Here is a 26473-nt window from a genome sequence, read left to right as displayed (position 1 = left end):
CCGTGCGCGGGCTAGAAGAGCCGGGAGTCCACGTCGTCGACGCCGCGCATCGCGTCGTAGTCGAGCACGAGGCAGCCGATGCCGCGGTCCTGCGCGAGCACCCGCGCCTGCGGCTTGATCTCCTGCGCCGCGAACACACCTCGCACCGGGGCGATCAGCGGGTCCCGGTTGAGCAGCTCGAGGTAGCGCGTGAGCTGCTCGACGCCGTCGATGTCACCGCGCCGCTTGATCTCGACCGCGACAGTGCCGCCGCTCGCGTCGCGCGCCAGGATGTCCACCGGCCCGATGGCCGTCGGGAACTCGCGTCGGACGAGCGTCAGCCCTGCGCCGAGCAACTCGATCTGCGCCGCGAGCATCTCCTGCAGGTGCGCCTCGACCCCGTCCTTCACCAGGCCCGGATCCACACCGAGGTCGTGCGCCGAGTCGTGCAGCACATCGAACAGCTCAATCTCGAGCCGGTCGTCGCTCTTGGCGTGCTGCACGTGCCACACCTGCGTCACGCCTCGTTCGCGCGCGGCCTCGTCGACCTCGCGCTCGGCGAGGACGCACGGCGGGCTCATCCAGTTCAGCGGCTTGTACGACCCGCCGTCGGAGTGCAGCAGCACGCTGCCGTCGGCCTTCACGACGATCAGCCGTGTGGCCTCGGGCAGGTGCGCGTTCAGCCTGCCGCTGTATCTCGCGGCACAGCGTGCGACGACCAGTCGCACTCAGATCACCCTGCCCACCGCGGCCGGAGCCGCCTCGATCCATGAGGTGAGGCCCGCATAGGCCTCGCGTGACATCGTCAGCTCGAACGTCTCGCCTCCGGCCCGGCACGTCACGAGCACCCGCCCGGGCTCGTCCATCGGCTCCCGGGAGACGATCACCAAGGCCCTGCGTGCCCAGCACCGGGACGGTCGCAGCGCCAACGACCACGACCGCCACCAGTAGAGCTTCTCCGCGCCGTACTGCCCGATGCCGGCCACCCAGCCGGCGGACGGGCCGTCATCCGTGCGGGCGCCGCACTCGAACGATCCGACGCGGCCGGAGAGCGTCCGCATCCGGGACGTCCACACGGCGCCCAGGACGACGGCGGCGAGCAGCAGCCCGCCGAGGATCAGGCCGAGCCACAGCCCCATCCTCGCCTGCCGTCAGTGCGCGGCCGGGGCGGGGGCGCCGCCCGAGACCTGCTCGACGGAGTCGACGACGACCGTCACCTGATCGGCGTCGACCGAGAGGAAGCCCCCCTCGACGATCCAGCGGAGCGGGGCTCCGCCGGCGCGCGCGACCCGCAGCTCTCCGCGCCGGAGCACGGAGAGCAGGGGGGTGTGGCCCACACGGATGCCGATCTCGCCGTCTGCGGCGGGCGCACTGAGCTGCTGCGCCGTGCCCGACCAGATCTTGCCGTCGGGGGCGACGATGTCGACCTCGAGCTCTGCCACGCTCACTCCTTCACAGATGGGGGGACGGGGGAATGGGACGTCGTCAGACGCCGTACTCCTTCTGGATCCGCGCCCAGTTGCGCTCGAGGTCCTCGAGGCCGCCGATGTTGAAGAAGGCCTGCTCGGCGACGTGGTCGAACTCGCCGTCCGCGATCTTCGAGAACGCCTCGACGGTCTCCGAGACCGGCACCGTCGAGCCGACGACGCCCGTGAACTTCTCCGCCATGTACGTGTTCTGCGAGAGGAACTGCTCGATCCGGCGCGCACGCGCGACGACCGTCTTGTCCTCCTCGGAGAGCTCGTCCACACCGAGGATCGCGATGATGTCCTGGAGCTCCTTGTTGCGCTGCAGGATCGACTTCACGCGGGTGGCCGTGTCGTAGTGCGCCTGGCCCACGTAGCGGGGGTCGAGGATGCGGCTGGTCGAGGCCAGCGGGTCGACAGCCGGGTAGAGGCCGCGCGAGGCGATGTCACGGCTGAGCTCGGTCGTCGCGTCGAGGTGCGCGAACGTCGTGGCCGGGGCCGGGTCGGTGTAGTCGTCGGCGGGCACGTAGATGGCCTGCAGCGACGTGATGGAGTGACCACGCGTCGAGGTGATGCGCTCCTGGAGCATGCCCATCTCGTCGGCGAGGTTCGGCTGGTAGCCGACCGCGGACGGCATGCGGCCGAGCAGCGTGGAGACCTCGGAGCCGGCCTGCGTGAACCGGAAGATGTTGTCGATGAAGAGCAGCACGTCCTGGTTCTGCACGTCGCGGAAGTACTCCGCCATGGTGAGGGCGGACAGCGCCACGCGAAGACGCGTGCCCGGCGGCTCGTCCATCTGGCCGAAGACGAGGGCGGTCTTGTCGAAGACGCCCGCCTCCTCCATCTCGACGATGAGGTCGTTGCCCTCACGCGTGCGCTCGCCGACGCCGGCGAACACGGACACGCCGCCGTGGTCCTGCGCGACGCGCTGGATCATCTCCTGGATGAGGACCGTCTTGCCGACGCCCGCGCCGCCGAAGAGGCCGATCTTCCCGCCGAGCACGTACGGCGTGAGCAGGTCGATGACCTTGATGCCGGTCTCGAACATCTGCGTCTTCGACTCGAGCTGGTCGAAGGCCGGGGGCTTGCGGTGGATGGGCCAGCGCTCGGTGACCTCGAACTTCTCGCCCTCGGCCAGGTTGAGCACCTCGCCGGTCACGTTGAAGACGTGGCCCTTGGTGATCTCTCCGACGGGGACGCTGATGGGGGCGCCCGTGTCGGTGACCAGCGCGCCGCGGACCAGGCCGTCGGTGGGCTTGAGGGCGATCGCCCGGACGAGCGAGTCACCCAGGTGCTGGGCGACCTCGAGGGTCATCGTGAACATGCCCTCGCTCTCGCCCTGCGAGGACAGGTCGATGTCGACCGTGAGGGCGTTGTACATCTCGGGGATCTGGTCCGACGGGAACTCGATGTCCACGACGGGGCCGATCACGCGGGCGACCCTGCCCACTCCGGGCGCGCCGGAGTCGGTCGCCGTGGCGTCGACGGTGGTGGCGGTCATGTCTGGCCTCGCTTCGCTCGACCGGAGCGTGCTCCGGCGTGGGAATGGTGGTGCAGTCTGATCAGGAGGCGAGTGCGTCGGCGCCCGACACGATCTCGCTGATCTCCTGGGTGATCTCGGCCTGGCGCGCCTGGTTGGCCAGCCTCGTGTACATGCGGATCAGGTCTTCGGCGTTCTCGGTCGCGGTGTGCATCGCGCGCTGGCGTGAGGCCAGCTCGGATGCCGCGGCCTGCAGCAGGCAGCTGTAGATCCGGCTGCGCACGTAGCGGGGCAGGAGCGCGTCCAGCACCTCCTCCGGGCTGGGCTCGAAGTCGTAGAGCGGCAGCACGTCGTTCGTGCCGGCCGCCTCGACCCCCTCGACGACCTCGAGGGGAAGCATCCGGATGACGCGAGGCCGCTGGGTGACCATGTTGACGAACTGCGTGTAGACCACGTGCAGCTCGCCCACACCGCCCTCGTCGTGCTCGGCGTCGAAGGCGCCGAGCAGCGCGTTGGCGATCTCGTCCGCGATCTCGGCCGTCGGGGCGTCCGAGCTGCCGACCCACGAGCCAGCGAGCTGGCGGCCGCGGAACGTGTAGTACGACACCGCGCGACGCCCGGTCGCGTAGAGCGCGACCTCCTTGCCCGCAGCCTCGAGGCGCTCGACCACGCGCTCGGTCTCGCGGATGACGCTCGCCGAGTAGGCGCCCGCCATGCCGCGGTCCGAGGTGACGACCAGCACGGCGACCCGGTTGGTGTCGGTGCGCTCGTTGAGCAGCGGGTGCTGGACGTTCGAGTGCGTCGCCAGTGCCGAGACGGCCCGCGTGATGGCCCGCGAGTACGGGGTCGCCGCGGTCACGCGCTCGCGCGCACGACCGATGCGGGACGCCGCGATGAGCTCCATCGCGCGGAAGATCTTCTTCAGCGACTGCGTCGACCGGATTCGCTGCCGGTAGACCCGCTGGCTGCCGGCCACTCTCAGCCCTTCTTCTGTCGGACGATCTGCTCCTGCTCGACGGGGGCGGCCTCGTCGGCCGGCTCCTCGCCGATGAGCGGGGTGCCGTCACCCTTGAGGAAGCCGGCGCGGAAGTCGTCGATCGCCGTGGCGAGCTCCTTCTCCACGTCGTCGTCGAGCTTGCCGGTCGCGGCGATCGTGCTGAGCACCTCGGTGTTGCGGCGCAGGCTCTCGAGCAGCTCGCTCTCGAAGCGCCGCACGTCCTCGAGCGGGACGTCGTCCAGCTTGCCCTTGGTGCCGGCCCAGATCGACGCGACCTGGTCCTCGACCGGGTACGGGCTGTACTGGCCCTGCTTGAGCAGCTCCATGAGGCGCGCGCCACGCGTGAGCTGGCCGCGGGAGGCCGCGTCCAGGTCGGAGGCGAACATCGCGAAGGCCTCGAGCGAGCGGAACTGCGCGAGGTCGATCTTCAGCGTGCCGGAGACCTTCTTCATGGCCTTGACCTGAGCGGCGCCACCGACGCGGGACACCGAGATGCCGACGTCGACTGCGGGGCGCTGGTCGGCGTTGAACAGGTCCGACTGGAGGAAGATCTGGCCGTCGGTGATCGAGATGACGTTCGTCGGGATGTACGCCGAGACGTCGTTGGCCTTCGTCTCGATGACCGGAAGGCCGGTCATCGAGCCGCCGCCCAGCTCGTCCGAGAGCTTCGCACAACGCTCGAGCAGACGGGAGTGCAGGTAGAAGACGTCACCGGGGTAGGCCTCGCGGCCCGGCGGGCGCCGCAGCAGCAGCGACACGGCGCGGTACGCCTCGGCCTGCTTCGACAGGTCGTCGAACACGATGAGGACGTGCTTGCCGCCGTACATCCAGTGCTGGCCGATCGCCGATCCGGTGTAGGGGGCGAGGTACTTGAAGCCAGCCGGGTCGGAGGCGGGGGCCGCGACGATGGTCGTGTACTCGAGCGCGCCGGACTCCTCGAGAGCGCTGCGCACGGCGGCGATCGTCGAGCCCTTCTGGCCGATGGCGACGTAGATGCAGCGGACCTGCTTGGTCGGGTCGCCCGTCTCCCAGTTGGCCTTCTGGTTGATGATCGTGTCCACCGCGATGGCCGTCTTGCCGGTCTGGCGGTCGCCGATGATCAGCTGGCGCTGGCCGCGGCCGATCGGGATCATCGCGTCGATGGCCTTGAGGCCGGTCTGCAGCGGCTCGTGCACGCTCTTGCGGTCCATGACGCCGGGGGCCTGCAGCTCGAGCGCGCGACGACCCTCCGTCACGAGCTCGCCGAGGCCGTCGATCGGCTGGCCGAGCGGGTCGACCACGCGTCCGAGGTAGCCGTCGCCGACGGGCACCGACAGGACCTCACCGGTGCGGCGGACCTCCTGGCCCTCCTCGATCCCGGTGAACTCGCCGAGCACGACGACGCCGATCTCGCGCACGTCGAGGCTGAGCGCCAGGCCGAGCGTGCCGTCCTCGAAGCGCAGCAGCTCGTTGGCCATCGCGCCGGGAAGTCCGGACACCTGGGCGATGCCGTCGCCTGCCAGCGTGACGCGCCCGACCTCTTCGGTCACCGCGCCGTTCGGCTCGTAGGACTTCACGAAGCTGTCCAGAGCGGACCGGATGTCCTCCGGCCGGATCGTCAGCTCAGCCATTGCTCTTCTCCTGTCATGACTGCACTGTGCGTGCGGTCGAACACGTTCTCGGGACGGCGCGTCGGGTGGACGCGGGCGTCAGCTGGCAAGTCGTCGTCGGGCATCGGCAAGCCGGGACAGGACCGTCGCGTCCACGACCTCGGGACCCACCTGGACCCGGAGGCCGCCGATGACGTGCGGGTCCTCGATCACGTTGAGCTGCATCGGGTGCCCGTACGACTGCTCCAGGATCTGGACCAAGCGTGCGCGCTGGGCCGTGCTGAGCCCTGTCGCGGTGGTGACCGTCGCGACCTGGCGGTTGCGACGGTCGGCGATCAGGTCGGACAGGTGGTCGAGCGTGGCCACGTACCGCCGACCGCGGGGCGCCGTGGCGGCCCGCCGGGCGAGGATCTCCGTGGCCGGGGCTCCCTGGCCCCCGAGCAGCTCGTCGACCACGGCGCCACGACCGGCGGCGCCGATCTTGTCGTCGAACAGCGCCCGCCGGAGCTCACGCTGTCCCGCGAGGGCCTTGCCGATCGTGAAGAGCTCCTCCTCGACCTGCTCCAGGCCTCCGGGGGAAGCCTGCGCCGAGGCGAGCACCGCATGGAACGCGAGGTGCTCGACCGCCTCGGCCAGGTCGGCGTCCGCCGACCAGCGCGAGCGCACCAGTCCGTCGACCGCTTCGATCGTGCGCGGGTCGGCTCCAGCGAGTAGCTGGCCCACCAGCCGTGCCTTGGCGTCGCCGTCGACCGACGGATCGGCCAGGGTGCGCCGGAGCGAGCCGGATGAGTCCAGCGCGTCCACCAGGGCGAACAGCTGCTCGCCCAACGTCGACGCCTGGGCGCCCGCAGCGCGCAGCACCGGCTCGAACCGGGCCTCCGCGGCCTGCAGCGACACCTGACTCGTCCCGCGCATCAGTTCCCCTTACCGGCGTTCGCCGTGGTGCTGGCCTCGAGGTCGTCGAGGAAGCGGTCGACGACGCGCGACCGGCGCGCCTCGTCCTCCAGCGATTCTCCTACGATCTTCGACGCGAGCTGCGTGGCCAGCGAGCCGACATCGGCCCGCAGCGACACGGCCGCCTGCTGGCGCTCCGCCTCGATCTGCTTGTGCGCGGTCTCGACCAGGCGCGCGGCCTCGTCGTTCCCCTTGGCACGGAGCTCGGCCACGATCTGACCGCCCTCGACGCGCGCCTCCTCGCGGATGCGCGCCGCCTCGGCGCGGGCGTCCTGCAGCTGCTGCTTGTACTCGGCGAGCACCGCGTCAGCCTCGGCCTGGGCGGTCTCCGCCTGGGCGAGCCCGCCCTCGATCAGGGCCGTGCGCTCGTCGAGCACCGCGTTGAACTTCGGCAGCACGAACTTGTAGAACGCCACCGCGATGACGACGAGGACGACCGTCGACCACAGGATGTCGTACGGGGCGGGCAGCAGAAGCTCGTAGCCCTTGGGCTCCCCACTCGTCTCCGCGGCCGTCAGGACAGCCGCGGACAGTGCCGCGACAGACATCAGAACAGGAACCCGGTGATGAGGCCGAGCAGACCGAGGACCTCGACGAAGCCGATGCCGATGAACATGGTGGTGCGCAGCTGGCCGGCGACCTCGGGCTGACGCGCGATGCCCTCGACGGTCTTGCCGATGAGGATGCCGAGGCCGATGCCCGGGCCGAGCACCGCGAGGCCGTAGCCGACGGTCGCGATGTTGCCCTGCAGCTCGGCGAGGACGGTGGTGGTTTCCGTGATCACGGTAGCTCGTTCCTTCCGTTGGGCCCTCGGCCGGACGGCCGAGCGCTCATTCAGTAGTGGGGATCGCCCGGATCCCCGGCGGGTCAGCGAGAGATCAGTGCTCGTCCTCGATCGACAGGCTGATGTAGACAGCCGCGAGGATGACGAAGATGTAGGCCTGCAGCGCTGCGACGAAGAGCTCGAAGAGCGTGATGGCAAACCCTCCCACGAAGGTGAGGGCGCCGAACGCCTTCATCGCGGGACCAGCCTCGAAGATGAAGTACTGCGTGGCCGAGAAGCAGAGGACCAGCATCAGGTGGCCGGCGACCATGTTGGCCATGAGCCGGATGGCCAGCGTCGCGGGCCGCAGGATGAAGACCGTCAGGAACTCGACGGGCGTCAGCAGCACGTAGAGGAACGGCGGCACCCCGGGCGGGAACAGGCTGGTCTTGAGGAAGCCGCCCAGGCCGTGGGCCTTGACGCCGGCCCCGAGGTACATCACGTACACCCAGAGCGCCAGCACGATCGGCAGGCCGACCAGCGACGTCCCGGCGATGTTCAGCCCGGGGATCACGCCCGTGAGGTTGAACGCCAGGATCGCGCAGAAGATCGTCGTGAGCAGCGCCGTGTACTTCGGCGCCTTCTCCTTGCCGAGGATGTCCTCGGCGACGTTGACGCGGGCGAAGTTCAGGACGAACTCGATGACGTTCTGGAAACGTCCCGGGACGAGCTTCGCGCGGCGTGCCGCGACCACGAAGATGATGATGAGCGCCGCTGCCGCGATGAACCGCACGAGCTGCAGGCGGTTGATCTCGAAGAACGTGCCCTCGAAGAAGATCGGAGCCGGGAAGAAGTCAGCGATGGAGGGCGCATGGAAACCGCCGTCGCCCTCACCCGAGGCGAGGCGGAGAATCGTCGCTACGTTGGACAGGGCGCTCTCCCGGTGCTCGACGGTGCCGGCCAACCGCGTCAATGCGGGCACGCCGTCGGCACCAGGCCGTCATGGATGTGTGGAGCCTAACCTATGGCTGGCCGTTATCTGAACGATCGTCCGCTCGTGAGACGGTCTGCGAGACGGGCTCCACATAGGGCACCCGGCCGCGTGCCACGGCCCGGTAGTCGAGTAGCGCCGAGCCGATCACGCCCACCGCGACGACGACTGCCAGGACGCCCCGGTTGTAGAAGTCCATGTCGCGCAGGATCGCCAGGACGATGATCACCACGACGATCTTGCCGAGCCAGGCGCCCATCACCACGGCTGCCATGGTGGAAGGGCTCGCCCCGGAGGTCCGCAGCATCGACAGCACCGTGGTGCCGGAGAAAACCAGCACGAGTCCGACGCCGATCAGCGCCCCCCAGACGCCCGGCGTGCCCGCCACCAGGGCGCCGACGCCCACGCCGAGGACGCCCACGAGGGCGAGGAGCAGGAGCATGCCGCGCAGGGCGGCGCGGAAGACGTCGTCGGCGGCGGAGCGCTCGCTCTTCGGCGCCACAGGCTGGGGCTGGGGTGCGGTGGTCACGCGGGGTCCTCCGAGACGATGGGCGCGGCACGCTTGCCGCGCAGGGGGCCGAGGGTCAGCAGGATCGCGACCACGACGCCGACGCCGAGCGCCCACAGCGCCGTGGTCGTGGACACCACCACCAGGGCGGCGGCGCCGAACGCGAAGACAGCGGTCCAGATGTACATGATGCCCACCGCGCGGCGGTGCGAGTGGCCGAGGCCGAGCAGCCGGTGGTGCAGGTGCATGCGGTCCGGGTGGAACGGCGAGTTGCCCTTGCCGACCCGTCGGATGATGGCCAGCCCCATGTCGAGCAGAGGCAGCAGCAGCACGGCCACCGGCAGCAGGATGGGCAGGAACGCGGGGAAGAACTGCCGGGTCGAGACCACGCCGGGGTCGATCTGGCCGGTGATACGGATCGCCGCGACGGCGAAGACCAGCCCCAGCAGCATCGAGCCGGAGTCGCCCATGAAGATCCGCGCGGGATACACGTTGTGCGGCAGGAAGCCCAGGCAGATGCCGACCAGCACCGCCATGACCAGCGTGGCCAGGCTCGAGTAGTCCATCGAGCCGGCGTTGACGGTCAGGAGGTACGAGTAGAGGAAGAACGCCGTGCCGCCGATCGCGATGACCCCCGCGGCGAGCCCGTCGAGCCCGTCCACGAAGTTCACCGCGTTCATCGCGACCACCACGGTCAGCACCGACAGCAGGAAGGTGGTGCGGCCCGAGTAGACCATCACCCCGGCGATCGGGAGCTGGTAGAGCTGGACGCCGCTCCAGGCGACGAGCCCGCCGGCGAGGATCTGGCCCATCAGCTTGGTCAGCCAGTCGAGGTCCCAGATGTCGTCCGCGACCCCCAGCAGGCACACCAGGGCCGCTCCCCCCACGATCCCGAGGATGGGCGCCGGGTCGGCGTAGACGTCGGACAGGAAGGGCAGCCCGCTCGCCATCGTGAACGCCACGACGAGCCCGATGAGCATCGCCAGGCCGCCGAGCCTCGGTGTGGGGATCGCGTGGACGTCGCGGTCGCGCACCGCGGTGATGGCCCCCCAGCGCAGCGCGCACCAGCGGGCCAGCGGCGTCATCAGGTACGTCACCGCCGCCGCGACGATCAGGACCAGGAGGTAGGCCCTCACCTCTCGTGCTCACCCTCCGCGATGTCGGGGGCCTCGCCGGCGGTGTCGGCGCCGGTCGTCGCGGCGCCATCGGGCGCGGCCGTCTCGGCGGACGGGTCGACGACCTCGGCGACCTCGTTGAGCTCGGCCAGGCTCAGCGCGCCCAGCCGCACGACGCGCAGCGTCGGGCCGGTGGCGTCCACGATCGTCGAGGCCACCTGGCCCGGGGCCTGGCCGCCGTCGAGGAAGACGGGCACCGACGCGCCGAGCTGCTGGTACGCCTCCTGCGCCGTGACCGTGGCCGGCTTCCCGGTGAGGTTGGCGCTCGAGACGGCTAGCGGCCCGGTGCGGCGCAGCACGGCGAGGGCGACGGGGTGGTCGGGCATGCGCAGGGCGACAGTGCCGTGGGTCTCCCCCAGGTCCCAGGCCAGCGACGGTTGCGCCCGCAGGATGAGCGTGAGCCCGCCGGGCCAGAAGGCCTCGGCGAGGTCCCGCGCGCCGTCGGGGACGTCGGTGGCCAGGCCGTCGAGGGTGCGCACGTCGGGGATGAGCACGGGCGGCGGCATCTGCCGCCCGCGCCCCTTGGCGTCGAGCAGCGCCTGGACCGCCTCGGGGGTGAACGCGTCGGCGCCCACGCCGTAGACGGTGTCGGTGGGCAGCACGATCAGCTCGCCGCGCGCGATGGCGTGGACCGCCTCGTCGATGGCAGGTCCCCACGTCTGGGGGTCGGTGGCGTCCTTGATGCGAATCAGACTCACGGCTGCGAGTCTCCCACGCCGAGGGGGCCGTCCACACCGCCGCCGTCCGGCTGGCGGCGGGCCAGCACCATGCGCGCGCGGCCGGTGAGGTCGGTTTCGGTGCGCACCTCCGCGAACGCCCCGGTCGCGACGACCAGGGCTCGCGCGGCGGCGTCCTGCACCTCGGCGTGCTCCATGACGAACAGCCCGCCCGGCCGCAGCAGCCGCGCGGCCGCGGCGGCGATCCCGCGCGGCACCTCCAGGCCGTCGGCGCCGAGCCCGTACAGCGCCACGGCCGGGTCGTGCTCCGCGACCTCGGGGTCCACCGGCACCGCGCCCGGCGGCACGTACGGGGGGTTCGAGACGACCACGTCGACCGTGCCGTCCAGCTCGCGCAGTGCGGTGCGGGCGTCGCCGCGCAGCAGCCGCACGCCGGGCGCGACGGCGGCCACGTTGCGGGCCGCCCAAGCGTGCGCGGCGGCGTCGAGCTCGACGGCGTGCACCTCGGCGCCGGGCGCCTCGTGAGCCACGGCCAGGGCGATCGCCGCCGAGCCGGTGCACAGGTCGACCACCCGGGCCCGGGCGCCACCCGCGAGCAGCGCTTGCGCCTCGCGGACGGCGTGCTCGGCGACCTGCTCGGTCTCCGGGCGGGGCACGAACACCCCCGGCCCCACCGACAGCACGAGCCCTCGGAACGCGGCCGAGCCCACCAGGTGCTGCAAGGGCTCCCGCGCGGCCCGGCGGGCGACCAGCTCGTCGAGGCCGGCCGGCGCCGGCCGACCCAGGATCGCGGCCGCCTGCACCTCGCCGCGGCTCATCGCGCGGCCCGCCTCGATCCCGAGCAGGTGCGCCGCGAGCAGCTCGGCGTCGACCCGGGGACTGGGCACCCCCGCCGCGGCCAACGCGCGCTCAGCGGCGCGGAGCGCCTCCGGGAGCCTGGCGGCGTCGTCGCCCATGGTCAGTTCCCCGCGGCCTCGAGCCGCGCGGCCTCGTCGGCCTCGATGGCCGAGCGGACCACCGGCTCGAGGTCGCCGTCGAGCACCGCGTCGAGGTTGTAGGCCTTGTAGCCGGTGCGGTGGTCGGCGATGCGGTTCTCGGGGTAGTTGTACGTGCGGATCCGCTCCGAGCGGTCCACCGTGCGCACCTGCGAGCGGCGCGCCTCGCTGGCAGCGGCGGCGGCCTCCTCCTGCTGCGCGGCGAGCAGCCGGGCGCGCAGCACCCGCATCGCCTGCTCGCGGTTCTGCAGCTGGGACTTCTCGTTCTGCATCGAGACGACGATGCCGGTGGGCACGTGCGTGATCCGCACTGCGGAGTCGGTCGTGTTGACCGACTGGCCGCCAGGCCCGGACGAGCGGAACACGTCGATTCGCAGGTCGTTCTGGTCGATCTGGACCTCGCCGGCGTCCTCCGCCTCGGGCAGCACCAGCACGCCGGCGGCCGAGGTGTGGATCCGCCCCTGCGACTCGGTGACAGGCACGCGCTGCACCCGGTGGACGCCGCCCTCGTACTTGAGGCTGGCCCACACGCCCTGGGCGGGGTCGGTCACGCCCCGGGCCTTCACCGCGACCTGCACGTCCTTGTAGCCGCCCAGCTCGGAGTCGGTGCTCTCGAGGATCTCGGTGCGCCAGCCGCGCCGCTCCGCGTAGCGCAGGTACATGCGCAGCAGGTCACCGGCGAACAGCGCGGACTCCTCGCCGCCCTCCCCCGCCTTGATCTCCAGGATCACGTCCCGGGCGTCGTCGGGGTCGCGCGGGATGAGCACGCGGCGCAGGCGCTCGGCGGCGGTGTCGGCCGCGGCCTGCAGCTCGGGCAGCTCGGCGGCGAAGGCCTCGTCGTCCTGCGCGAGCTCGGTGGCGTCCGCGAGGTCGTCGGCGGCGGCGCGCCACGCGCGGTAGGCGGCCACGACCTGGCCGAGCTCGGCATACCTGCGGCCGAGGGTGCGCGCGCGCCCCGCGTCGGCGTGCACGTCCGGGTCGGCCATCTGCCGCTCGATCTCGGCGTGCTCCTCGAGCAGGGCCTCAGCGGCCCCGAAGTGCTCCGTCATCGCCGGTCTCCTCTAGTCCGTCCAGCTTCTGCCCACCGGTCGGCGGGCACGACAACGCCGGTGGGCCGGGACTCGTCGTGACGAGAACCGTCCCACCGGCGCAGGAGGACTAGTTGGCCTTCTTGCCGTACCGGGCCTCGAAGCGGGCCACGCGGCCGCCGGTGTCGAGGATCTTCTGCTTGCCCGTGTAGAACGGGTGGCAGGCGCTGCACACGTCCGCGCGGATCTCGCCCGACGTCTCCGTCGAGCGCGTCGTGAACGTGTTGCCGCACGTGCAGGTCACCTGGGTGACCACGTACGCGGGGTGGATGTCAGACTTCACAGGGATTCTCCTTGACTGGGATGCCTCCGGGTCGGCAAGCGCAGGCGCGCCTCCGTGAACCGCAGACCGAGGGGTCATTCTGCCAGAACTGCGCCAGGCCTCGAAATCTTCCGGCTGACCTGGCCGGGAGCGTGCCCCGCCCCGCAGGACGAGGCACGCTCGTCGGCTCACGTGTCGGTCGGGCCGCCCGTGCCGGGCGTGGTCTTCTGCACCTGCAGCAGGAACTCGACGTTCGACTTGGTGTCGCGCAGCTTGCCGAGCAGCAGCTCGATGGCCTGCTGCTGGTCGAGGGCGCCCATGACGCGACGGAGCTTCCAGACGATCTTGAGCTCGTCGGGCGACATGAGGATCTCCTCGCGGCGCGTGCCCGAGGCGTTGACGTCGACCGCCGGGAAGATGCGCTTGTCCGCGAGCGAGCGGGTGAGCCGGAGCTCCATGTTCCCGGTGCCCTTGAACTCCTCGAAGATGACCTCGTCCATCTTGGACCCGGTCTCCACGAGCGCCGAGGCGAGGATCGTGAGCGACCCGCCGTGCTCGATGTTGCGCGCGGCGCCGAAGAACCGCTTGGGCGGGTACAGCGCCGAGGCGTCGACACCACCCGAGAGGATCCGGCCCGAGGCGGGGGCCGCGAGGTTGTAGGCCCGCGACAGCCGGGTCAGCGAGTCGAGCAGCACGACGACGTCCTGGCCCAGCTCGACCAGGCGCTTGGCGCGCTCGATCGCGAGCTCGGCGACGATCGTGTGGTCCGAGGCGGGGCGGTCGAACGTCGAGGCGATGACCTCGCCCTTGACCGTCCGCTCCATGTCGGTGACCTCTTCAGGCCGCTCGTCCACGAGCACCACCATGAGGTGGACCTCAGGGTTGTTGGTCGTGATGGCGTTGGCGATCTGCTGCATGATGATCGTCTTGCCAGCCTTCGGCGGCGACACGATCAGTCCACGCTGGCCCTTGCCGATCGGCGCGACGATGTCGATGACGCGCGGGGTGACCTGGCTCGGGTCGTGCTCGAGGCGCAGGCGCTCCTGCGGGTACAGCGGTGTGAGCTTCGAGAACTCGGGGCGCTGGCGCGCCTCCTCGGGAGACATGCCATTGATGGAGTCCAACCGGACCAGCGCGTTGAACTTCGATCGGGCGCTGTTGCCCTGCGGCTGCGGGTCGCCATCGCGCGGCTGGCGGACGGCGCCGGTGATCGCGTCACCGCGGCGCAGCCCGGCCTTCTTGACCTGGCCCAGCGAGACGTACACGTCGTTCGCGCCCGGCAGGTAGCCGCTGGTGCGCACGAACGCGTAGCTGTCGAGGATGTCGAGGATGCCCGCGACGGGCAGCAGCACGTCGTCGGCGCTGACCTCGACCTCTTCGTAGCCGGCGACGTCTCCGCCGGCGACGCGCCCGCCGCGCGAGCGGCCCTTGGTGCGGTCGCGGTCGCGGTAGCGGTCACGCGAGCGGCGGCGGCGACCGCCGCGCTCGTCGTCCTCGTGCCCGGCGTGGTCGCGCTGCGCGTTCTGGCCCGCGCCCTCACGCTGCTGGCCGCCGTCACGCTGCTGGCCGCCGTCACGCTGCTGGCCGTCGCGCTGCTGGCCGTCGCGCTGCTGACCGTCACGCTGCTGGCCGTCACGCTGGGCGTCCCGCTGCTGCCCGTCACGCTGCTGGCGCTGGCCGCCGTCGCGGTGCCCGGACTGCTCGGAGCGCTCGCCGCGCGGGGAGTCGTCCGCCTGCTCGGCGGGCTCGTGCCGGAGGGCGGCGTCGACGGCCTGCTCGGCGGCGTCACCGCGGGGCGCGCCGGCTCCACGGCCGGAGCGACGGGAGCGACGCTCCCCGGTGACGGAGCCGACCGCGTCGGCCGCACGGGCGGCGCGGTCGTCGCGGGTCTCGCTCGCGGCGTGGCGCTGGTCGAGCGTCCGCTCGACGGCCTGCAGCTCGGCGGCGATGTCGGGGCGGCGCACGGGGGCGTCGTCGGTGGAGCGGGGCGCGCGCTTCGGCTCGACGTCCACGCGGACGTCCGGGATGACCGGCGCCTCCGCGGCGGTCTCGGCACGACGGGCGGACGTGGGCGCGGAGCCTCCCCGCTTGGCCTTGATGGCCTCCACGAGGTCGCTCTTGCGCATCTTCGACGTGCCCGTCACCCCGAGCTCGGCGGCGAGGGCCTGGAGCTGCGGAAGACGCAGCGCGGAGATCGCTCCGGTGGTGCTCGGCGCGTCGGAGCTCTTGCTCCCGGCGGCCTGGATGGTGTCAGTCACGAAGGACCCTTCCCCCTCGTCGGTGGCGGCGCCCCTGGCGCGGCCTACGCCCGGCCATTGCGGTCGGATCGGTGTGGTGAAGCAGCACGTGCGTACGACGACGTCTGCACACGTGGGCTGGATCGTTCCCGGCTCGTCAGTTCTCATCAGAACTGTGCGGCTGTACACGCGGGGCATCGCCATCGCGGGTAGGCACGAGGCCGGGGAACCCGTTCATCCTAGCACCGCGCCCTCGTCCGGACGTGAACCCCGTCCGTTCACCCGAAGGGCTGAATCGAGGCCTGGTCAGGCGCCCGACCGGACCTGGCCGCCCTCGTCGTCCACCCCGGGACGGAGCAGCCGCCACGCCCTCGCACGGGTCGAGAGGGCACGGGCGAGCGCCTCGTCGGCATCCATGCCCTCGCCGGCCCGCCGGGTCAGTGCCAGCACGGTCGGCCCCGCGCCGGAGACGACGGCCGCCACGCCCTGCGCGCGGAGCTCGTCGACCAGCGCGAGCGAGTCCGACATGACCTCCCGCCGGTGCTCCTGGTGCAGTCGGTCCTCGGTGGCGGGCAGCAGCAGGTCGGGTCGGCGGCCCAGCGCCTCGACGAGCAAGGCCGCCCGTCCGGCCTGGAACGCGGCGTCCCTGTGCGTCACGACCGCGGGCAGGACGCTGCGCGCGTGCTGGGTCGAGAGCCGCTCCTGCGGGACCAGCACCACCGGGACCACCTCCTGGTGCACCGGGAACCGGACTGCGCGGGGCCTCGGCGCCGTGCCGTCGGCCTGCTCGACCCAGGCGATGGTGGCGCCGCCCAGCAGAGCGGGCGCGGCGTTGTCCGGATGCCCCTCGAGGCGGGTGGCCAGGGCGAGCACGGTGTCGTCGTCGAGCGCCGCCGGATCGGCCAGCAACCCCCGGGCGAGCAGCAGCCCGCCCACGGCGGCGGCCGCGGAGGAGCCCAGGCCCCGACCGTGCGGGATGCGGTTCACGCAGGTCAGCGCCAACCCGGGCTGCGGGGCTCCCACGTGGTCCAGCGCCAGGCGCAGGGCGCGCAGCACCAGGTGCTGCTCGCCGTCGGGCACCTCGCCCGCGCCCTCACCCGTGACCTGCACGCTCACCCCGGAGGGCAGCACGCGCACCTCGAGGTCGTCGTGCAGGGCGAGCGCGAGGCCGAGCGCGTCGAAACCCGGGCCCAGGTTCGCGCTGGTGGCCGGGACGCGGACCCGGGCCTGGTCGTGGCCGAGTGCCATCGCGCTGCTCAGCCGAGCTCGAGCGCGTCAGCGATCGCGACGACGTCCGCGGTCACACGCTGCGGGGTCACGTCCGAGCCGTCGGCGTTGCGCAGGGCCCACTGGGGGTCCTTGAGGCCGTGGCCGGTCACCGTCACCACGATGCGCGCGCCCGCCGGGACCTGGCCCCGCTCGGCGCGCATGAGGATGCCCGCCACCCCCGCCGCCGAGGCGGGCTCGACGAAGACGCCGACCTCGCTCGACAGGATCCGGTGCGCGGCGAGGATCTGCTCGTCGGTGACGGCCTCGATGACCCCGCCGGACTGGTCCCGCGCCTGCTCGGCCTGCTGCCACGAGGCCGGGTTGCCGATGCGGATGGCCGTCGCGATGGTCTCCGGGTGCGTGATGGGGTGGCCGGCGACGATGGGCGCCGAGCCCGCGGCCTGGAAGCCCCACATCGCGGGGGTGCGGGTCGCGACGGCCGGGAGGTCACTGCCGGCGTCCAGGCCCGCGTACTCGCGGAAGCCCTTCCAGTACGCGGTGATATTGCCGGCGTTCCCCACAGGCAGCGCGTGGATGTCCGGGGCGTCGCCCAGCGCGTCGACGATCTCGAAGGCGCCGGTCTTCTGGCCCTCGATGCGGTCCGGGTTGACGGAGTTCACGAGTTCGACCGAGTAGACCTCGGCCAGCTTGCGGGCCGCGACGAGGCAGTCGTCGAAGTTGCCGTCGACCTGCAGCAGCTTGGCGCCGTGCGCGATGGCCTGGCTGAGCTTGCCCATCGCGATCTTGCCGTCCGGCACGAGCACGACGCACAGCATCCCGGCGGCGGTGGCGTAGGCGGCCGCCGAGGCGGACGTGTTGCCCGTCGACGCGCAGACCACGGCCTTCGCGCCGCGCCCCGCCGCCGAGGACATCGCCGTGGTCATGCCGCGGTCCTTGAAGGAGCCGGTCGGGTTCATGCCCTCGACCTTGACGAAGACCTCGGCGCCCGTGCGCTCCGAGAGGGCCGGCGCGGCCACGAGCGGCGTGCCGCCCTCCCCCAGGGTCACGACCCTCTCCTGCACGTGGGCGGGCAGGCGGTCTGCGTACTCGGCGATGATCCCCCGCCACTGGTGCGCCATCAGGCTCCCTCGACTCTCAGCACAGAGATGACCCGACGCACCGCGTCGAGGTCGGCGACCGCCGCCACGGTGGCGGCGAGCGACTCCTCCGACGCCTGGTGCGTCGTGAGGATCAGACGGGCGAACCCGACGCCGTCCGGGCCGAGCGGGGCAGGCGCCTGGCGCATGGCCTCGATCGAGACGTCGTGGCTCGCGAACACGGCGGCGACGGTGGCGAGCACGCCGGGGCGGTCGTCCACGTCGACGCGGACCTGGTACCGGGTGCGGGCAGCCGAGGCGGGCAGCACGGCGAGCGCCGCGTACGACGACTCGACAGGACCCTTGCCGCCGAGCACACGGTGCCGTGCCACCGACACCACGTCGCCGAGCACCGCCGACGCGGTGGGCGCGCCGCCGGCGCCGCGGCCGTAGAACATGAGCTCGCCGGCGGCCTCGGCCTCGACGAACACGGCGTTGTAGGCGCCTCGCACACCGGCGAGCGGGTGGTCCAGCGGCACGAGGGCCGGGTGCACGCGCACCTGGACGCCGTCGCCGCTGCGCTCGGCGATGGCCAGCAGCTTGATCGCGTAGCCCGTGCGCTGGGCCCAGACGACGTCATCAGCGGTGATGGCGGTGATGCCCTCCCGGTCGACGTCGTCGATCGACACCCGGGTGTGGAAGGCCAGCGACGCGAGGATCGCCGCCTTCGCGGCCGCGTCATAGCCCTCGACGTCCGCGGTGGGGTCGGCCTCCGCGTAGCCGAGCGCCTGGGCCTCCTTGACGGCGGCGTCCAGGTCCAGGCCCTCGGTGGACATCTTGTCGAGCACGTAGTTCGTGGTCCCGTTGACGATCCCCAGCACGCGCTGCACCCGGTCGCCCACGAGCGACTCGCGGACGGGGCGGACGATGGGGATGGCGCCGGCGACGGCCGCCTCGAAGTAGAGGTCGACGCCTGCCGCGTCGGCCGCGGCGTAGAGGGTGGGACCGTCTTCCGCGAGGAGCGCCTTGTTGGCGGTCACGACGGCGGCGCCGTGCTCGATGGCGCGCAGCAGCAGCGTGCGGGCGGGCTCGATGCCGCCCATCACCTCGACCACCACGTCGGCCCGTTCGACGAGGCCCTCGGCGTCGTCGGTGAGCAGCGCGCGGTCCACCACGGGGTCCCGGTCCACGGACGTGTCCCGCACCGCGACGCCGACCAGCTCGAGCCGGGCGCCCACCCGGGCGGCGAGGTCGGCGGACTGCGTGGTGAGGAGCCGGACGACCTCGGTGCCCACGACCCCGCAGCCGAGCACCGCGACGCGCAGCGTGCGCCGCGTCTCGGTGGGTGCGGTCTCGGTCAGCGCGGCGGCCTGGGCCGGCGCGGCGTCGTCGGGTCGGGGCTGCTGGGGCACTGCCACGGGTTGCCGCCTCCTTCAAGGGCCCGGTGCGCGACCGGGAGTGGGACGCGAGCGAGGTCGTCGCTCGGCGCCCTCAGGGTAGTGCGCCGCCACCAGCGCCCGGACGCGGGTCCGGGTGCTGGGCGGGCGTTGGATCGGCGCGTCAGCCCTGGTCGAGCGCGAGCAGGTCGTCCTCGGTCTCCCTGCGGACGATGACGCGCGAGGAGCCGTCCCGCACCGCGACCACGGGCGGGCGCGGCACGTGGTTGTAGTTCGAGGCCATCGACCGGCCGTAGGCGCCCGTGGCGGGCACGGCCAGCAGGTCCCCAGGCCGGACGTCGCCCGGCAGGCGGACCTCGTGGACCACGATGTCACCGCTCTCGCAGTGCTTGCCGACCACGCGGGCGAGCACCGGCGCCGCGTCGCCCGTCCGCGAGGCCAGGTCGGCGTGGTACGCCGCGCCGTACAGCGCGGGGCGCAGGTTGTCGCTCATGCCGCCGTCCACCGACACGTAGCGGCGGGTGAACGGCTGCTCGCCGTCCACCGTGACGTCCTTGACGGTGCCGACCGTGTACAGCGTGAGGGTGGTGGGCCCGACGATGGCCCGGCCCGGCTCGATCGAGATCCGCGGCAGGGGCGTGCCGAGGGCCGCGCAGGCCCTGGCCACCGCCGAGGCCAGGTCGTCCGCGACCCGCGCGGGGTCCAGCGGCACGTCCTCGGGCAGGTAGGCGATGCCGAAGCCACCGCCCAGGTCCACCTCGGGGACCAGGACGCCGGTCTGCGACAGCAGCGCCGCCCGCAGGCCCATCACCTTGTGCGCCGCGACCTCGAACCCCGACGGGTCGAGGATCTGCGAGCCGATGTGCGAGTGGATGCCGAGCAGGCGCAGCTCGGGGCGGTCCACCACCGCGCGCAGCGCCGTCAGCGCCGGGCTCAGGGAGCCGTCGTCAGGCTCGGCCATCGACAGGCCGAACTTCTGGTCCTCGTGCGCGGTGGAGATGTACTCGTGGCCGCCCGCGTGCACGCCCGTCGTCACGCGCACCATCACCGGCGCGGGCTCGCCGCCACGGGCGCGCACCGCCGCGGCGACGCGCTCCACCTCGCCGAGGGAGTCGACGATGATCCGCCCGACCCCGGCCGCCAGGGCGCGGTCGATCTCCGCGTCGGACTTGTTGTTCCCGTGCAGGCCGATGTCCGCGCCGGAGAGCCCGGCGCGCAGGGCCACCGCGAGCTCGCCGCCGGTGGCGGTGTCGACCCGCAGCCCCTCCTCGTGCGCCCAGCGGGCGACGGCCACCGAGAGGAACGCCTTGCCGGCGTAGTACACGTCGACACCCGTGCCGATCCCGGCGAACGCGTGCTCGAAGGCCTCACGGTAGGCGCGGGCCCGCGAGCGGAAGTCCGCCTCGTCGAGCACGTAGGCGGGCGTGCCGTGCTCAGCCGCGAGCGCGCGCAGGTCGATCCCGGCCACGCTGAGCGCGCCGTCGGGCGTGCGCGTGGCGCCGCTCGACCACGGCTGCCCGAGCGCGTGCCCGGGCGCGCTCACTTACGCTCCGGCGCGGTCACTCCGAGCAGGTCGAGGCCATTGGCGAGCACCTGGCGCGTCGCGTCGTTGAGCCACAGGAGCGTGCGGTTCAGGTCTGTGACTTCCTCGTCGCCGAACGGCGTGACCCGGCGCTGGTCGTACCACTTGTGGTAGCTGCCGGCGAGCTCCTCGAGGTAGCGCGCGACCCGGTGCGGCTCGCGCAGCTCGGCTGCCTGGACCACGACGCGCGGGAACTCGGCAAGCAAGCCCAGCAGCTCGGTGTCAGCGCGGTGGTCGAGCAGCGCGGCGTCGAAGCAGTCCTCCCGCCTCACGCCGGAGTCGGCGGCATTGCGGCCAACACTCACCGTGCGGGCGTGGGCGTACTGCACGTAGTGGACCGGGTTGTCGTTCGACGCGGTGACCAGCAGGTCCAGGTCGATGTCCAGGCTCGAGTTGGCGGCCGAGCGGGCCAGCGAGTAGCGGGCGGCGTCGACGCCCACCGCGTCCACCAGGTCGTCGATGGTGACGATCGTGCCCGCGCGCTTGGACATGCGGACCGGCTCGCCGTTGCGCACCAGGTTGACCATCTGGCCGATGAGGATCTCCAGGTTGACCCACGGGGTGTCCCCGAAGGCCGCGCACATGGCCATCATGCGCCCGATGTACCCGTGGTGGTCCGCGCCCAGCATGATGATCGCCCGGTCGAAGCCGCGCTCGCGCTTGTCCAGGTAGTAGGCGAGGTCGCCCGAGATGTACGCGCCCTGGCCGTCGGACTTGATGATGACGCGGTCCTTGTCGTCACCGAAGTCGGTGGTCCGCAGCCACAGCGCGCCGTCGGCCTCGAACATGTGGCCCAGCCCGCGCAGCCGCTCGACAGCGCGGTCCACGGCGCCGGACTCGTGCAGCGAGTCCTCGTGGAAGTACACGTCGAAGTCGACGCGGAAGTCGTGCAGCTTGCCCTTGATCTCGCCGAACATGAGCTCGACGCCGCGGCTGCGGAAGACCTCCTGCGCCTCGGCAGCGGGCAGCGTGCGCGGGTCGGGCTCCCCCGCCGCGATCGCCTGCGCGATGACGGCGTCGGCGATGTCGCTGATGTACTGCCCGCCGTACCCGTCCTCCGGCGCCTCCTGGCCCATCGCGCGCGCCAGCAGCGACTGCGCGAAGCGGTCGATCTGCGAGCCGTGGTCGTTGAAGTAGTACTCGCGGGTCACGTCGGCGCCCGCGGCCTGGAGCACTCGGGCCAGGCTGTCGCCCACGGCGGCCCACCGCACCCCGCCGATGTGGATGGGGCCGGTCGGGTTCGCCGAGACGAACTCCAGGTTGATCTTCTCGCCCGTGAGCGCCTCGGAGCGGCCGTAGGCCGGGCCCGCGTCGACGATGCCGCGTGCGAGCTCGCCCGCCGCGGCCGCGTCGAGGGTGATGTTGAGGAAGCCGGGACCGGCGACGTCGACCTTCGCGATGCCCGGGGCCGCCTTCAGGCGCGAGGCGAGCTCCTCCGCGAACGCGCGCGGGTTCGTGCCGGCCTTCTTGCCGAGCTGCATCGCGATGTTCGTCGCCCAGTCGCCGTGCTCGCGCTGCCGGGGTCGCTCCACGTGGACGGTGGTAGGGATGTCGGCGGGGTCGAGGGCGAAGGCGCCGTCGGACACCGCTGCCACGAGGGCGTCACGGAGGGCAGCAGAAAGCTCAGCGGGAGTCACCGCACCAGGGTAGCGAGCGCCGCCTGGTGCCCCGCACGGATATCCAGCGCGCGTGGCGCCCGGCATGCCCGATGCGTGGTGGATCGGGAGGGGCGTCGCGGTCCAGCCGCGTGCCGCCGGAGCGCAGACATGGGACGTTGGTCTGGCGGCCGACGCCGTCGGCGGTGTTGACTGCTCCGACCACGTGCCGACAACGACGTCCGCACCGTGGCCGCCCGGGACTGGGCGACGACGAAGGAGGACTCCCCACATGCGGCGACGCACAGGCCTGATCGACACCGCCGTCGACGGGATCCGCGAGCGCATCACCTCTGGCCGCTGGCCGGTCGGCACCCGCATCCCGCCCGAGCCCGCCCTCGCCGAGCTGCTCGGCGTGGGCCGCAACACCGTGCGCGAGGCCGTCCAGTCGCTCGTGCACGCCGGGCTGCTCGCCCGCCGCCAGGGGTCCGGCACCTATGTGCTGTCCAGCTCCGAGCTAGCCGTGACCATGGGACGCCAGATCGCCGACGCGCACCAGCGCGACGTGGTCGAGGTGCGGCGCAGCCTCGAGGTCGAGGCAGCCCGGCTGGCCGCCCGCCGCCGGACCACCGCCGACGTCACCGCTCTCGAGCAGCTGCGCGACCAGCGGGCCACCGCCTACTCGCTGGGCGACTTGGACGCGATGGTCGCCTCCGACCTGGCCCTGCACCTCGCGATCGCGCGCGCCGCGCACAACCCCGTGCTGCTCTCGCTCTACGAGAGCCTGCTCGACGCGATCACCGAGAACATCCGCTTCAACTTCGAGCGGCCCGTCGACGACGACCCCGGCCACGACGACCTCGTGGCCGCCATCGCGGCAGGGGACGACGTCGCCTCGATGACCGAGGTGGACACCTACCTGTCGCGGCTGATCGACGTCTCCTGAGGCATTCGGTTGGCGGCGACGGCCGCGGTTGCTGGTAGTCTCGTGACCTGCGCCAGCAACTAGCGCACGCCCGCGTAGCTCAGTGGATAGAGCGTCTGCCTCCGGAGCAGAAGGTCGAAGGTTCGAGTCCTTTCGCGGGCACCACAGAAGGCCCGGTCCCCTGCGGACCGGGCCTTCGCCGTTCCCCGGCTCCCGCGGACCGCGCACCCTCGCCCCGCGCCCCCTCCTCCACTACGTTGTGGCGCATGAGCGCGATACGCCGTCGGGCGGCTGCCTCGGCTTGTGCCGTCGTCGTGCTCGTCACCGCCGCTTGCGGCCCAGGGCAGGCAGCCGACGCCGGGCCGCCCGCGGAGACCTCGCCGCCGTCGTCCGACATCGAGTGCCCGATGGAGCCGACGGACCCGGTCGGCGCCGAGCAGGCGGCCACGTGCGTGTACCGGGCATGGATCGCTGACGACGAGACGCTCGAGAGCGCGTACGGCGCCGAGGGCGTGACCGACGAGCTGCCGTTCGTCGCCGTGGAGCCTGAGATGACGTTCAACGGCTGCACGGAGGGCGGCGGGACGGTGCTGACCGGCCTCGTCTGCTCGTGGACCGGTGTGGACATCGAGCCCGACGTGACCCTCGAGATGGCGCTCTCGGGCAGCGCGGTCGAGGGTTTCCGCGTCGCCGAGGTCGAGGCGGTCCGCTCCTGAAGCCGGACGCGACCTGCACGGGACGCGCACGACTCACGCGTCGCCGGCGGGAGCCGTCGCCCTAGGGTGCCCATGTGCCCCCTGCCCCGCGCCGCCGAGCGACGCTCATCCTGCTCGTGCCCGTCGTCGTCGGCGCAGGGCTCGTGGCCACCCGCGCCGTGGACGGCCTCGCGGGCGACCTGCTCGGCGGGGCGCTGTACGCGGCGCTCGTGTACGTGCTGCTCGGCGCGGTGCGACCGTGCTGGCGGCCCACGGTCCTCGCCGGTGTGGCCACCGGGATCTGCGCCGTCGTCGAGCTCGCGCAGCTCACCGGCGTGCCCGCGCAGCTGGTCGACGCGTTCGGCCCCGCCCGGTATGTGCTCGGCTCCACGTTCGCCGCGCACGACCTGCCCGCGTACGCCGTGGGCGCGCTGCTCAGCGGCGCCCTCGACCACGCGCTGCGCGCAGGCCGAGACGCGGGCCTCGGTCAGCGGTAGTTTGCGAGCATGACGAAGACGTCGGACGACGCGGCCCCCGCCGAGCGGGCGACGAAGAGGTCGGGCAAGAAGAAGGCCAAGGCCGCGCGCCCGGCCAAGATCCCGAACGCCGTCTACGAGGCCGAGCTGTTCCGGTTGCAGGCCGAGCTGGTGAAGCTCCAGCTGTGGGCCCAGGCCACCGGGGCGCGCGTGGTGGTGATCTTCGAGGGGCGGGACGCGGCGGGCAAGGGCGGCACGATCAAGCGCATCACCGAGTACCTGAGCCCCCGGGTCGCGCGGATCGCGGCGCTGCCCACGCCCACCGAGCGCGAGCGCACCCAGTGGTACTACCAGCGCTACATCGAGCACCTGCCCGCGGCCGGGGAGATCGTGCTGTTCGACAGGTCCTGGTACAACCGGGCGGGCGTCGAGCGGGTGATGGGGTTCTGCACCCCGCAGGAGTACGCGCAGTTCATGCGCCAGACGCCGATCTTCGAGCAGATGCTCGTCGAGGACGGGATCCTGCTGCGCAAGTACTGGTTCTCGGTCTCGGACGACGAGCAGCTCAAGCGGTTCCGCTCGCGGCTCGGCGACCCGGTGCGCCAGTGGAAGCTGAGCCCCATGGACCTCGAGTCGATCAACCGCTGGGAGGACTACTCCCGGGCCAAGGACGAGATGCTGGTGCACACCGACGTGCCCGCGAGCCCGTGGTACATCGTCGAGTCGGACATCAAGAAGCACGCCCGGCTCAACATGATCTCCCACCTGCTCTCGACCATCCCGTACACGGACGTGCCGCACGCGAAGGTGGAGCTGCCCGAGCGCCCGGCCGCGTCGAACGGGTACGTGCGCCCACCGCGGGAGCTGTCCACGCACGTCGACGACCACGTGGCCGCGCTGATGGGCGACCCCGAGAAGTACGCCTGACATCGGTCAGACCGCGGCGGCGTCCTCGCCCTGAGCCGCCGCCCGCACCGCCGACCCCCGTCCTGTCACCAGGTACAGGACGACGCCCACCCCGACCAGCGCTCCTGCCAGGAGCCAGTGCCGGGCCTCCTGCCGGGTGAGCAGCAGCACGCACGACGCGATGGCCAGCACGGGCAGCACGGTCCAGGCGCGGAAGTGGGGGTGCTCGACGGCGTCGCGGCGCAGCACGAGCACCGACACGTTGACCATGAGGAAGACGAGCAGGAGCAGCAGCACCACCGTCGACGCGAGGGTCACCAGGTCGCCGATCGCGGTGAGGCCCATCGCCACGACGGTGGTCACCACGATCGCCGCCCAGGGAGTCCGCCGTCCGGGGAGGACCCGGCTGAGGGGCGACGGCAGCAGGCGCTGGTCCGCCATGCCGTACACGAGCCGGCTCGACATGATCATGGTCAGCAGCGCCCCGTTCGCCACCGCCACCAGGGCCACCACCGCGAACACCTCGGTCGGCACTCCCCCGGCGACGCGCACCACCTCGACCAGCGGGCCAGACGAGCCCTCCAGGTCGGCGGGCGCCACCACAGCGGGCGCCACCACGCCCACCAGCAGGTACACCACCCCCGCCGTGAGCATCGAGGCGAACAGCGCCCGCGGGTAGATCCGGCTCGGCTCGGTGAGCTCCTCGGCGATGTTGGCCGACGTCTCGAAGCCGACGAACGAGTAGAACGCGATCAGGGCGCCGGCGAGGGTGGCGCCGGCGAGCGTCACGTCCGTGGGCAGCTCGAGCACGCGGCCCAGGTCGCCGTCACCGCGGCCCAGCACCACGGCGCCCAGCACGACGACGGTCAGCAGGCCCGTGAGCTCGATGGCGGTCATGACGGTGTTGGCCCGCACCGACTCCTTGATGCCGCGCGCGTTCAGCAGCCCCACCGCGGCCAGGAACACGATGGCCACGGGGACTGGGGGCAGGTCCAGGAACTCCCCGAGGTAGTCCCCGGCGAACGCCAGGGACAGCGCCGCGGCGGACGTCACCCCCGCGGCCAGCATGCAGAACCCCGCGAGGAACGAGGCCAGCGGCCGGCCGAACGCCCGCTGCACGTACACAGCCGACCCGCCCGCCTGGGGGTACTTGGTCACCAGCTCGGCGTACGACGCCGCGGTGAGCATCGCCATGCCCAGGGCCACCAGCAACGGGAGCCAGATCATGCCGGCCGCGGCGCCGGCCATCTCCCCCACGAGCGCGTAGATGCCCGCGCCGAGGACGTCGCCGAGGATGAACAAGTACAGCAGCGGGCCGGTCACGGCCCGCCGCAGCCGTCCGGATCCCTGGTCGGTGGTCGCCATGAGGGGAAGTATGGAGAGGACCCACCCTCTTCGCGCGGCGAGATGCGGCGCTCTCCTCAGGCTGC

Annotated in this window: 27 protein-coding genes and 1 tRNA gene; 5 read left to right on the top strand and 23 right to left on the bottom strand. The window is 72.2% G+C overall.

The window, feature by feature from the left end; genetic code table 11:
- Nucleotides 1-11 precede the first annotated feature (11 nt).
- The 22 genes from nucS to argS all read right to left on the bottom strand — a co-directional run bounded on the left by nucS (nt 12) and on the right by argS (nt 22083).
- On the bottom strand, nt 12-707 hold the full coding sequence (gene nucS, locus NP064_RS04870) for an endonuclease NucS (protein WP_227570780.1): 696 nt from the start codon (nt 705-707) through the stop codon (nt 12-14).
- Complete coding sequence (locus NP064_RS04865; protein WP_227570781.1) at nt 708-1118, bottom strand: DUF2550 domain-containing protein; 411 nt, start codon at nt 1116-1118, stop codon at nt 708-710.
- 12 nt (nt 1119-1130) lie between these two features.
- Nucleotides 1131-1421: a F0F1 ATP synthase subunit epsilon gene (locus NP064_RS04860; protein ID WP_227570782.1), complete on the bottom strand. Its 291-nt coding sequence runs from the start codon at nt 1419-1421 to the stop codon at nt 1131-1133.
- A 43-nt stretch (nt 1422-1464) separates the two neighbouring features.
- The gene (gene atpD, locus NP064_RS04855; protein WP_227570783.1) at nt 1465-2946 is read right to left on the bottom strand and encodes a F0F1 ATP synthase subunit beta; all 1482 of its coding nucleotides are present in this window, start codon (nt 2944-2946) and stop codon (nt 1465-1467) included.
- Nucleotides 2947-3007: 61 nt separating this feature from the next.
- Nucleotides 3008-3901 carry a F0F1 ATP synthase subunit gamma gene (locus NP064_RS04850; RefSeq protein WP_227570784.1) on the bottom strand — a complete coding sequence of 298 codons (894 nt, stop codon included), beginning with the start codon at nt 3899-3901 and terminating at the stop codon, nt 3008-3010.
- Between the two features lie 2 nt (nt 3902-3903).
- Entirely contained in the window at nt 3904-5532 is a 1629-nt protein-coding gene (gene atpA / locus NP064_RS04845; RefSeq protein WP_227570785.1) for a F0F1 ATP synthase subunit alpha, read from the bottom strand.
- A 78-nt stretch (nt 5533-5610) separates the two neighbouring features.
- Complete coding sequence (locus NP064_RS04840; RefSeq protein WP_227570786.1) at nt 5611-6426, bottom strand: F0F1 ATP synthase subunit delta; 816 nt, start codon at nt 6424-6426, stop codon at nt 5611-5613.
- The gene (locus tag NP064_RS04835; protein WP_227570787.1) at nt 6426-7013 is read right to left on the bottom strand and encodes a F0F1 ATP synthase subunit B; all 588 of its coding nucleotides are present in this window, start codon (nt 7011-7013) and stop codon (nt 6426-6428) included. Before NP064_RS04835 ends, NP064_RS04840 begins: the two co-directional genes overlap by 1 nt.
- Complete coding sequence (gene atpE, locus NP064_RS04830; protein WP_372456417.1) at nt 7013-7249, bottom strand: ATP synthase F0 subunit C; 237 nt, start codon at nt 7247-7249, stop codon at nt 7013-7015. Before atpE ends, NP064_RS04835 begins: the two co-directional genes overlap by 1 nt.
- Before the next feature lie 94 nt (nt 7250-7343).
- Complete coding sequence (gene atpB, locus NP064_RS04825; RefSeq protein WP_372456424.1) at nt 7344-8201, bottom strand: F0F1 ATP synthase subunit A; 858 nt, start codon at nt 8199-8201, stop codon at nt 7344-7346.
- A 49-nt stretch (nt 8202-8250) separates the two neighbouring features.
- Nucleotides 8251-8748 carry a Cg1360 family ATP-synthase-associated protein gene (locus NP064_RS04820; protein ID WP_227570789.1) on the bottom strand — a complete coding sequence of 166 codons (498 nt, stop codon included), beginning with the start codon at nt 8746-8748 and terminating at the stop codon, nt 8251-8253.
- Complete coding sequence (locus NP064_RS04815) at nt 8745-9863, bottom strand: glycosyltransferase family 4 protein (protein WP_227570790.1); 1119 nt, start codon at nt 9861-9863, stop codon at nt 8745-8747. Before NP064_RS04815 ends, NP064_RS04820 begins: the two co-directional genes overlap by 4 nt.
- Nucleotides 9860-10600 (bottom strand): L-threonylcarbamoyladenylate synthase, encoded by a 741-nt coding sequence (locus NP064_RS04810; RefSeq protein ID WP_227570791.1) that lies wholly within the window; start codon nt 10598-10600, stop codon nt 9860-9862. Before NP064_RS04810 ends, NP064_RS04815 begins: the two co-directional genes overlap by 4 nt.
- On the bottom strand, nt 10597-11535 hold the full coding sequence (prmC, locus tag NP064_RS04805; protein WP_227570792.1) for a peptide chain release factor N(5)-glutamine methyltransferase: 939 nt from the start codon (nt 11533-11535) through the stop codon (nt 10597-10599). Before prmC ends, NP064_RS04810 begins: the two co-directional genes overlap by 4 nt.
- Before the next feature lie 2 nt (nt 11536-11537).
- A complete protein-coding gene (prfA, locus tag NP064_RS04800; protein ID WP_227570793.1) occupies nt 11538-12623 on the bottom strand; it encodes a peptide chain release factor 1 in 1086 nt (361 codons plus the stop codon).
- A gap of 109 nt (nt 12624-12732) precedes the next feature.
- Nucleotides 12733-12945: a 50S ribosomal protein L31 gene (gene rpmE / locus NP064_RS04795; protein ID WP_227570794.1), complete on the bottom strand. Its 213-nt coding sequence runs from the start codon at nt 12943-12945 to the stop codon at nt 12733-12735.
- A 167-nt stretch (nt 12946-13112) separates the two neighbouring features.
- The gene (gene rho / locus NP064_RS04790; RefSeq protein ID WP_227570795.1) at nt 13113-15182 is read right to left on the bottom strand and encodes a transcription termination factor Rho; all 2070 of its coding nucleotides are present in this window, start codon (nt 15180-15182) and stop codon (nt 13113-13115) included.
- Between the two features lie 285 nt (nt 15183-15467).
- Complete coding sequence (thrB, locus tag NP064_RS04785; RefSeq protein ID WP_227570796.1) at nt 15468-16409, bottom strand: homoserine kinase; 942 nt, start codon at nt 16407-16409, stop codon at nt 15468-15470.
- Between the two features lie 8 nt (nt 16410-16417).
- Nucleotides 16418-17509 carry a threonine synthase gene (gene thrC / locus NP064_RS04780; protein ID WP_227570797.1) on the bottom strand — a complete coding sequence of 364 codons (1092 nt, stop codon included), beginning with the start codon at nt 17507-17509 and terminating at the stop codon, nt 16418-16420.
- Entirely contained in the window at nt 17509-18828 is a 1320-nt protein-coding gene (locus NP064_RS04775; RefSeq protein WP_227570865.1) for a homoserine dehydrogenase, read from the bottom strand. The genes thrC and NP064_RS04775 overlap by 1 nt, the downstream gene beginning before the upstream one ends.
- Before the next feature lie 199 nt (nt 18829-19027).
- A complete protein-coding gene (gene lysA / locus NP064_RS04770) occupies nt 19028-20407 on the bottom strand; it encodes a diaminopimelate decarboxylase (RefSeq protein WP_227570798.1) in 1380 nt (459 codons plus the stop codon).
- Entirely contained in the window at nt 20404-22083 is a 1680-nt protein-coding gene (argS, locus tag NP064_RS04765; protein ID WP_227570799.1) for an arginine--tRNA ligase, read from the bottom strand. The genes lysA and argS overlap by 4 nt, the downstream gene beginning before the upstream one ends.
- A 250-nt stretch (nt 22084-22333) precedes the next feature.
- Here argS and NP064_RS04760 point away from each other — a divergent pair, with 250 nt between their 5' ends.
- The 5 genes from NP064_RS04760 (at nt 22334) to ppk2 (ending at nt 25064) form a co-directional block, all read left to right on the top strand.
- Nucleotides 22334-22987 (top strand): FadR/GntR family transcriptional regulator, encoded by a 654-nt coding sequence (locus NP064_RS04760; protein WP_227570800.1) that lies wholly within the window; start codon nt 22334-22336, stop codon nt 22985-22987.
- Nucleotides 22988-23055: 68 nt separating this feature from the next.
- Nucleotides 23056-23131: transfer RNA gene (locus NP064_RS04755), tRNA-Arg, on the top strand.
- A 101-nt stretch (nt 23132-23232) separates the two neighbouring features.
- Nucleotides 23233-23682, top strand: coding sequence for a hypothetical protein (locus NP064_RS04750; protein ID WP_227570801.1), 450 nt, complete (start codon nt 23233-23235; stop codon nt 23680-23682).
- A 74-nt stretch (nt 23683-23756) separates the two neighbouring features.
- Nucleotides 23757-24158: a ribosomal maturation YjgA family protein gene (locus NP064_RS04745; protein WP_227570802.1), complete on the top strand. Its 402-nt coding sequence runs from the start codon at nt 23757-23759 to the stop codon at nt 24156-24158.
- A 9-nt stretch (nt 24159-24167) separates the two neighbouring features.
- Nucleotides 24168-25064, top strand: a complete 897-nt coding sequence (gene ppk2 / locus NP064_RS04740) for a polyphosphate kinase 2 (RefSeq protein ID WP_227570803.1) — start codon at nt 24168-24170, stop codon at nt 25062-25064.
- 6 nt (nt 25065-25070) lie between these two features.
- On the opposite strand, the gene NP064_RS04735 is transcribed toward ppk2, so the two are convergent.
- A complete protein-coding gene (locus NP064_RS04735) occupies nt 25071-26408 on the bottom strand; it encodes an APC family permease (RefSeq protein WP_227570804.1) in 1338 nt (445 codons plus the stop codon).
- Nucleotides 26409-26473 lie beyond the last annotated feature (65 nt).

It is taken from the genome of Cellulomonas chengniuliangii (assembly GCF_024508335.1).
Classification (GTDB): domain Bacteria; phylum Actinomycetota; class Actinomycetes; order Actinomycetales; family Cellulomonadaceae; genus Cellulomonas_A; species Cellulomonas_A chengniuliangii.
Note: the sequence above shows the minus strand (reverse complement) of the source record. Positions and strands in the feature narration are given on the sequence as shown.

Coding starts and splice junctions, on each gene's coding strand:
- prfA (WP_227570793.1), bottom strand. CDS start 12,623: ATGACGGAGCACTTCGGGGCCGCTGAGGCCCTGCTCGAGGAGCACGCC.
- NP064_RS04760 (WP_227570800.1), top strand. CDS start 22,334: ATGCGGCGACGCACAGGCCTGATCGACACCGCCGTCGACGGGATCCGC.
- NP064_RS04835 (WP_227570787.1), bottom strand. CDS start 7,013: ATGTCTGTCGCGGCACTGTCCGCGGCTGTCCTGACGGCCGCGGAGACG.
- NP064_RS04735 (WP_227570804.1), bottom strand. CDS start 26,408: ATGGCGACCACCGACCAGGGATCCGGACGGCTGCGGCGGGCCGTGACC.
- atpD (WP_227570783.1), bottom strand. CDS start 2,946: ATGACCGCCACCACCGTCGACGCCACGGCGACCGACTCCGGCGCGCCC.
- NP064_RS04865 (WP_227570781.1), bottom strand. CDS start 1,118: ATGGGGCTGTGGCTCGGCCTGATCCTCGGCGGGCTGCTGCTCGCCGCC.
- prmC (WP_227570792.1), bottom strand. CDS start 11,535: ATGGGCGACGACGCCGCCAGGCTCCCGGAGGCGCTCCGCGCCGCTGAG.
- thrC (WP_227570797.1), bottom strand. CDS start 17,509: ATGGCGCACCAGTGGCGGGGGATCATCGCCGAGTACGCAGACCGCCTG.
- thrB (WP_227570796.1), bottom strand. CDS start 16,409: ATGGCACTCGGCCACGACCAGGCCCGGGTCCGCGTCCCGGCCACCAGC.
- NP064_RS04840 (WP_227570786.1), bottom strand. CDS start 6,426: ATGCGCGGGACGAGTCAGGTGTCGCTGCAGGCCGCGGAGGCCCGGTTC.
- ppk2 (WP_227570803.1), top strand. CDS start 24,168: ATGACGAAGACGTCGGACGACGCGGCCCCCGCCGAGCGGGCGACGAAG.
- atpA (WP_227570785.1), bottom strand. CDS start 5,532: ATGGCTGAGCTGACGATCCGGCCGGAGGACATCCGGTCCGCTCTGGAC.
- NP064_RS04750 (WP_227570801.1), top strand. CDS start 23,233: ATGAGCGCGATACGCCGTCGGGCGGCTGCCTCGGCTTGTGCCGTCGTC.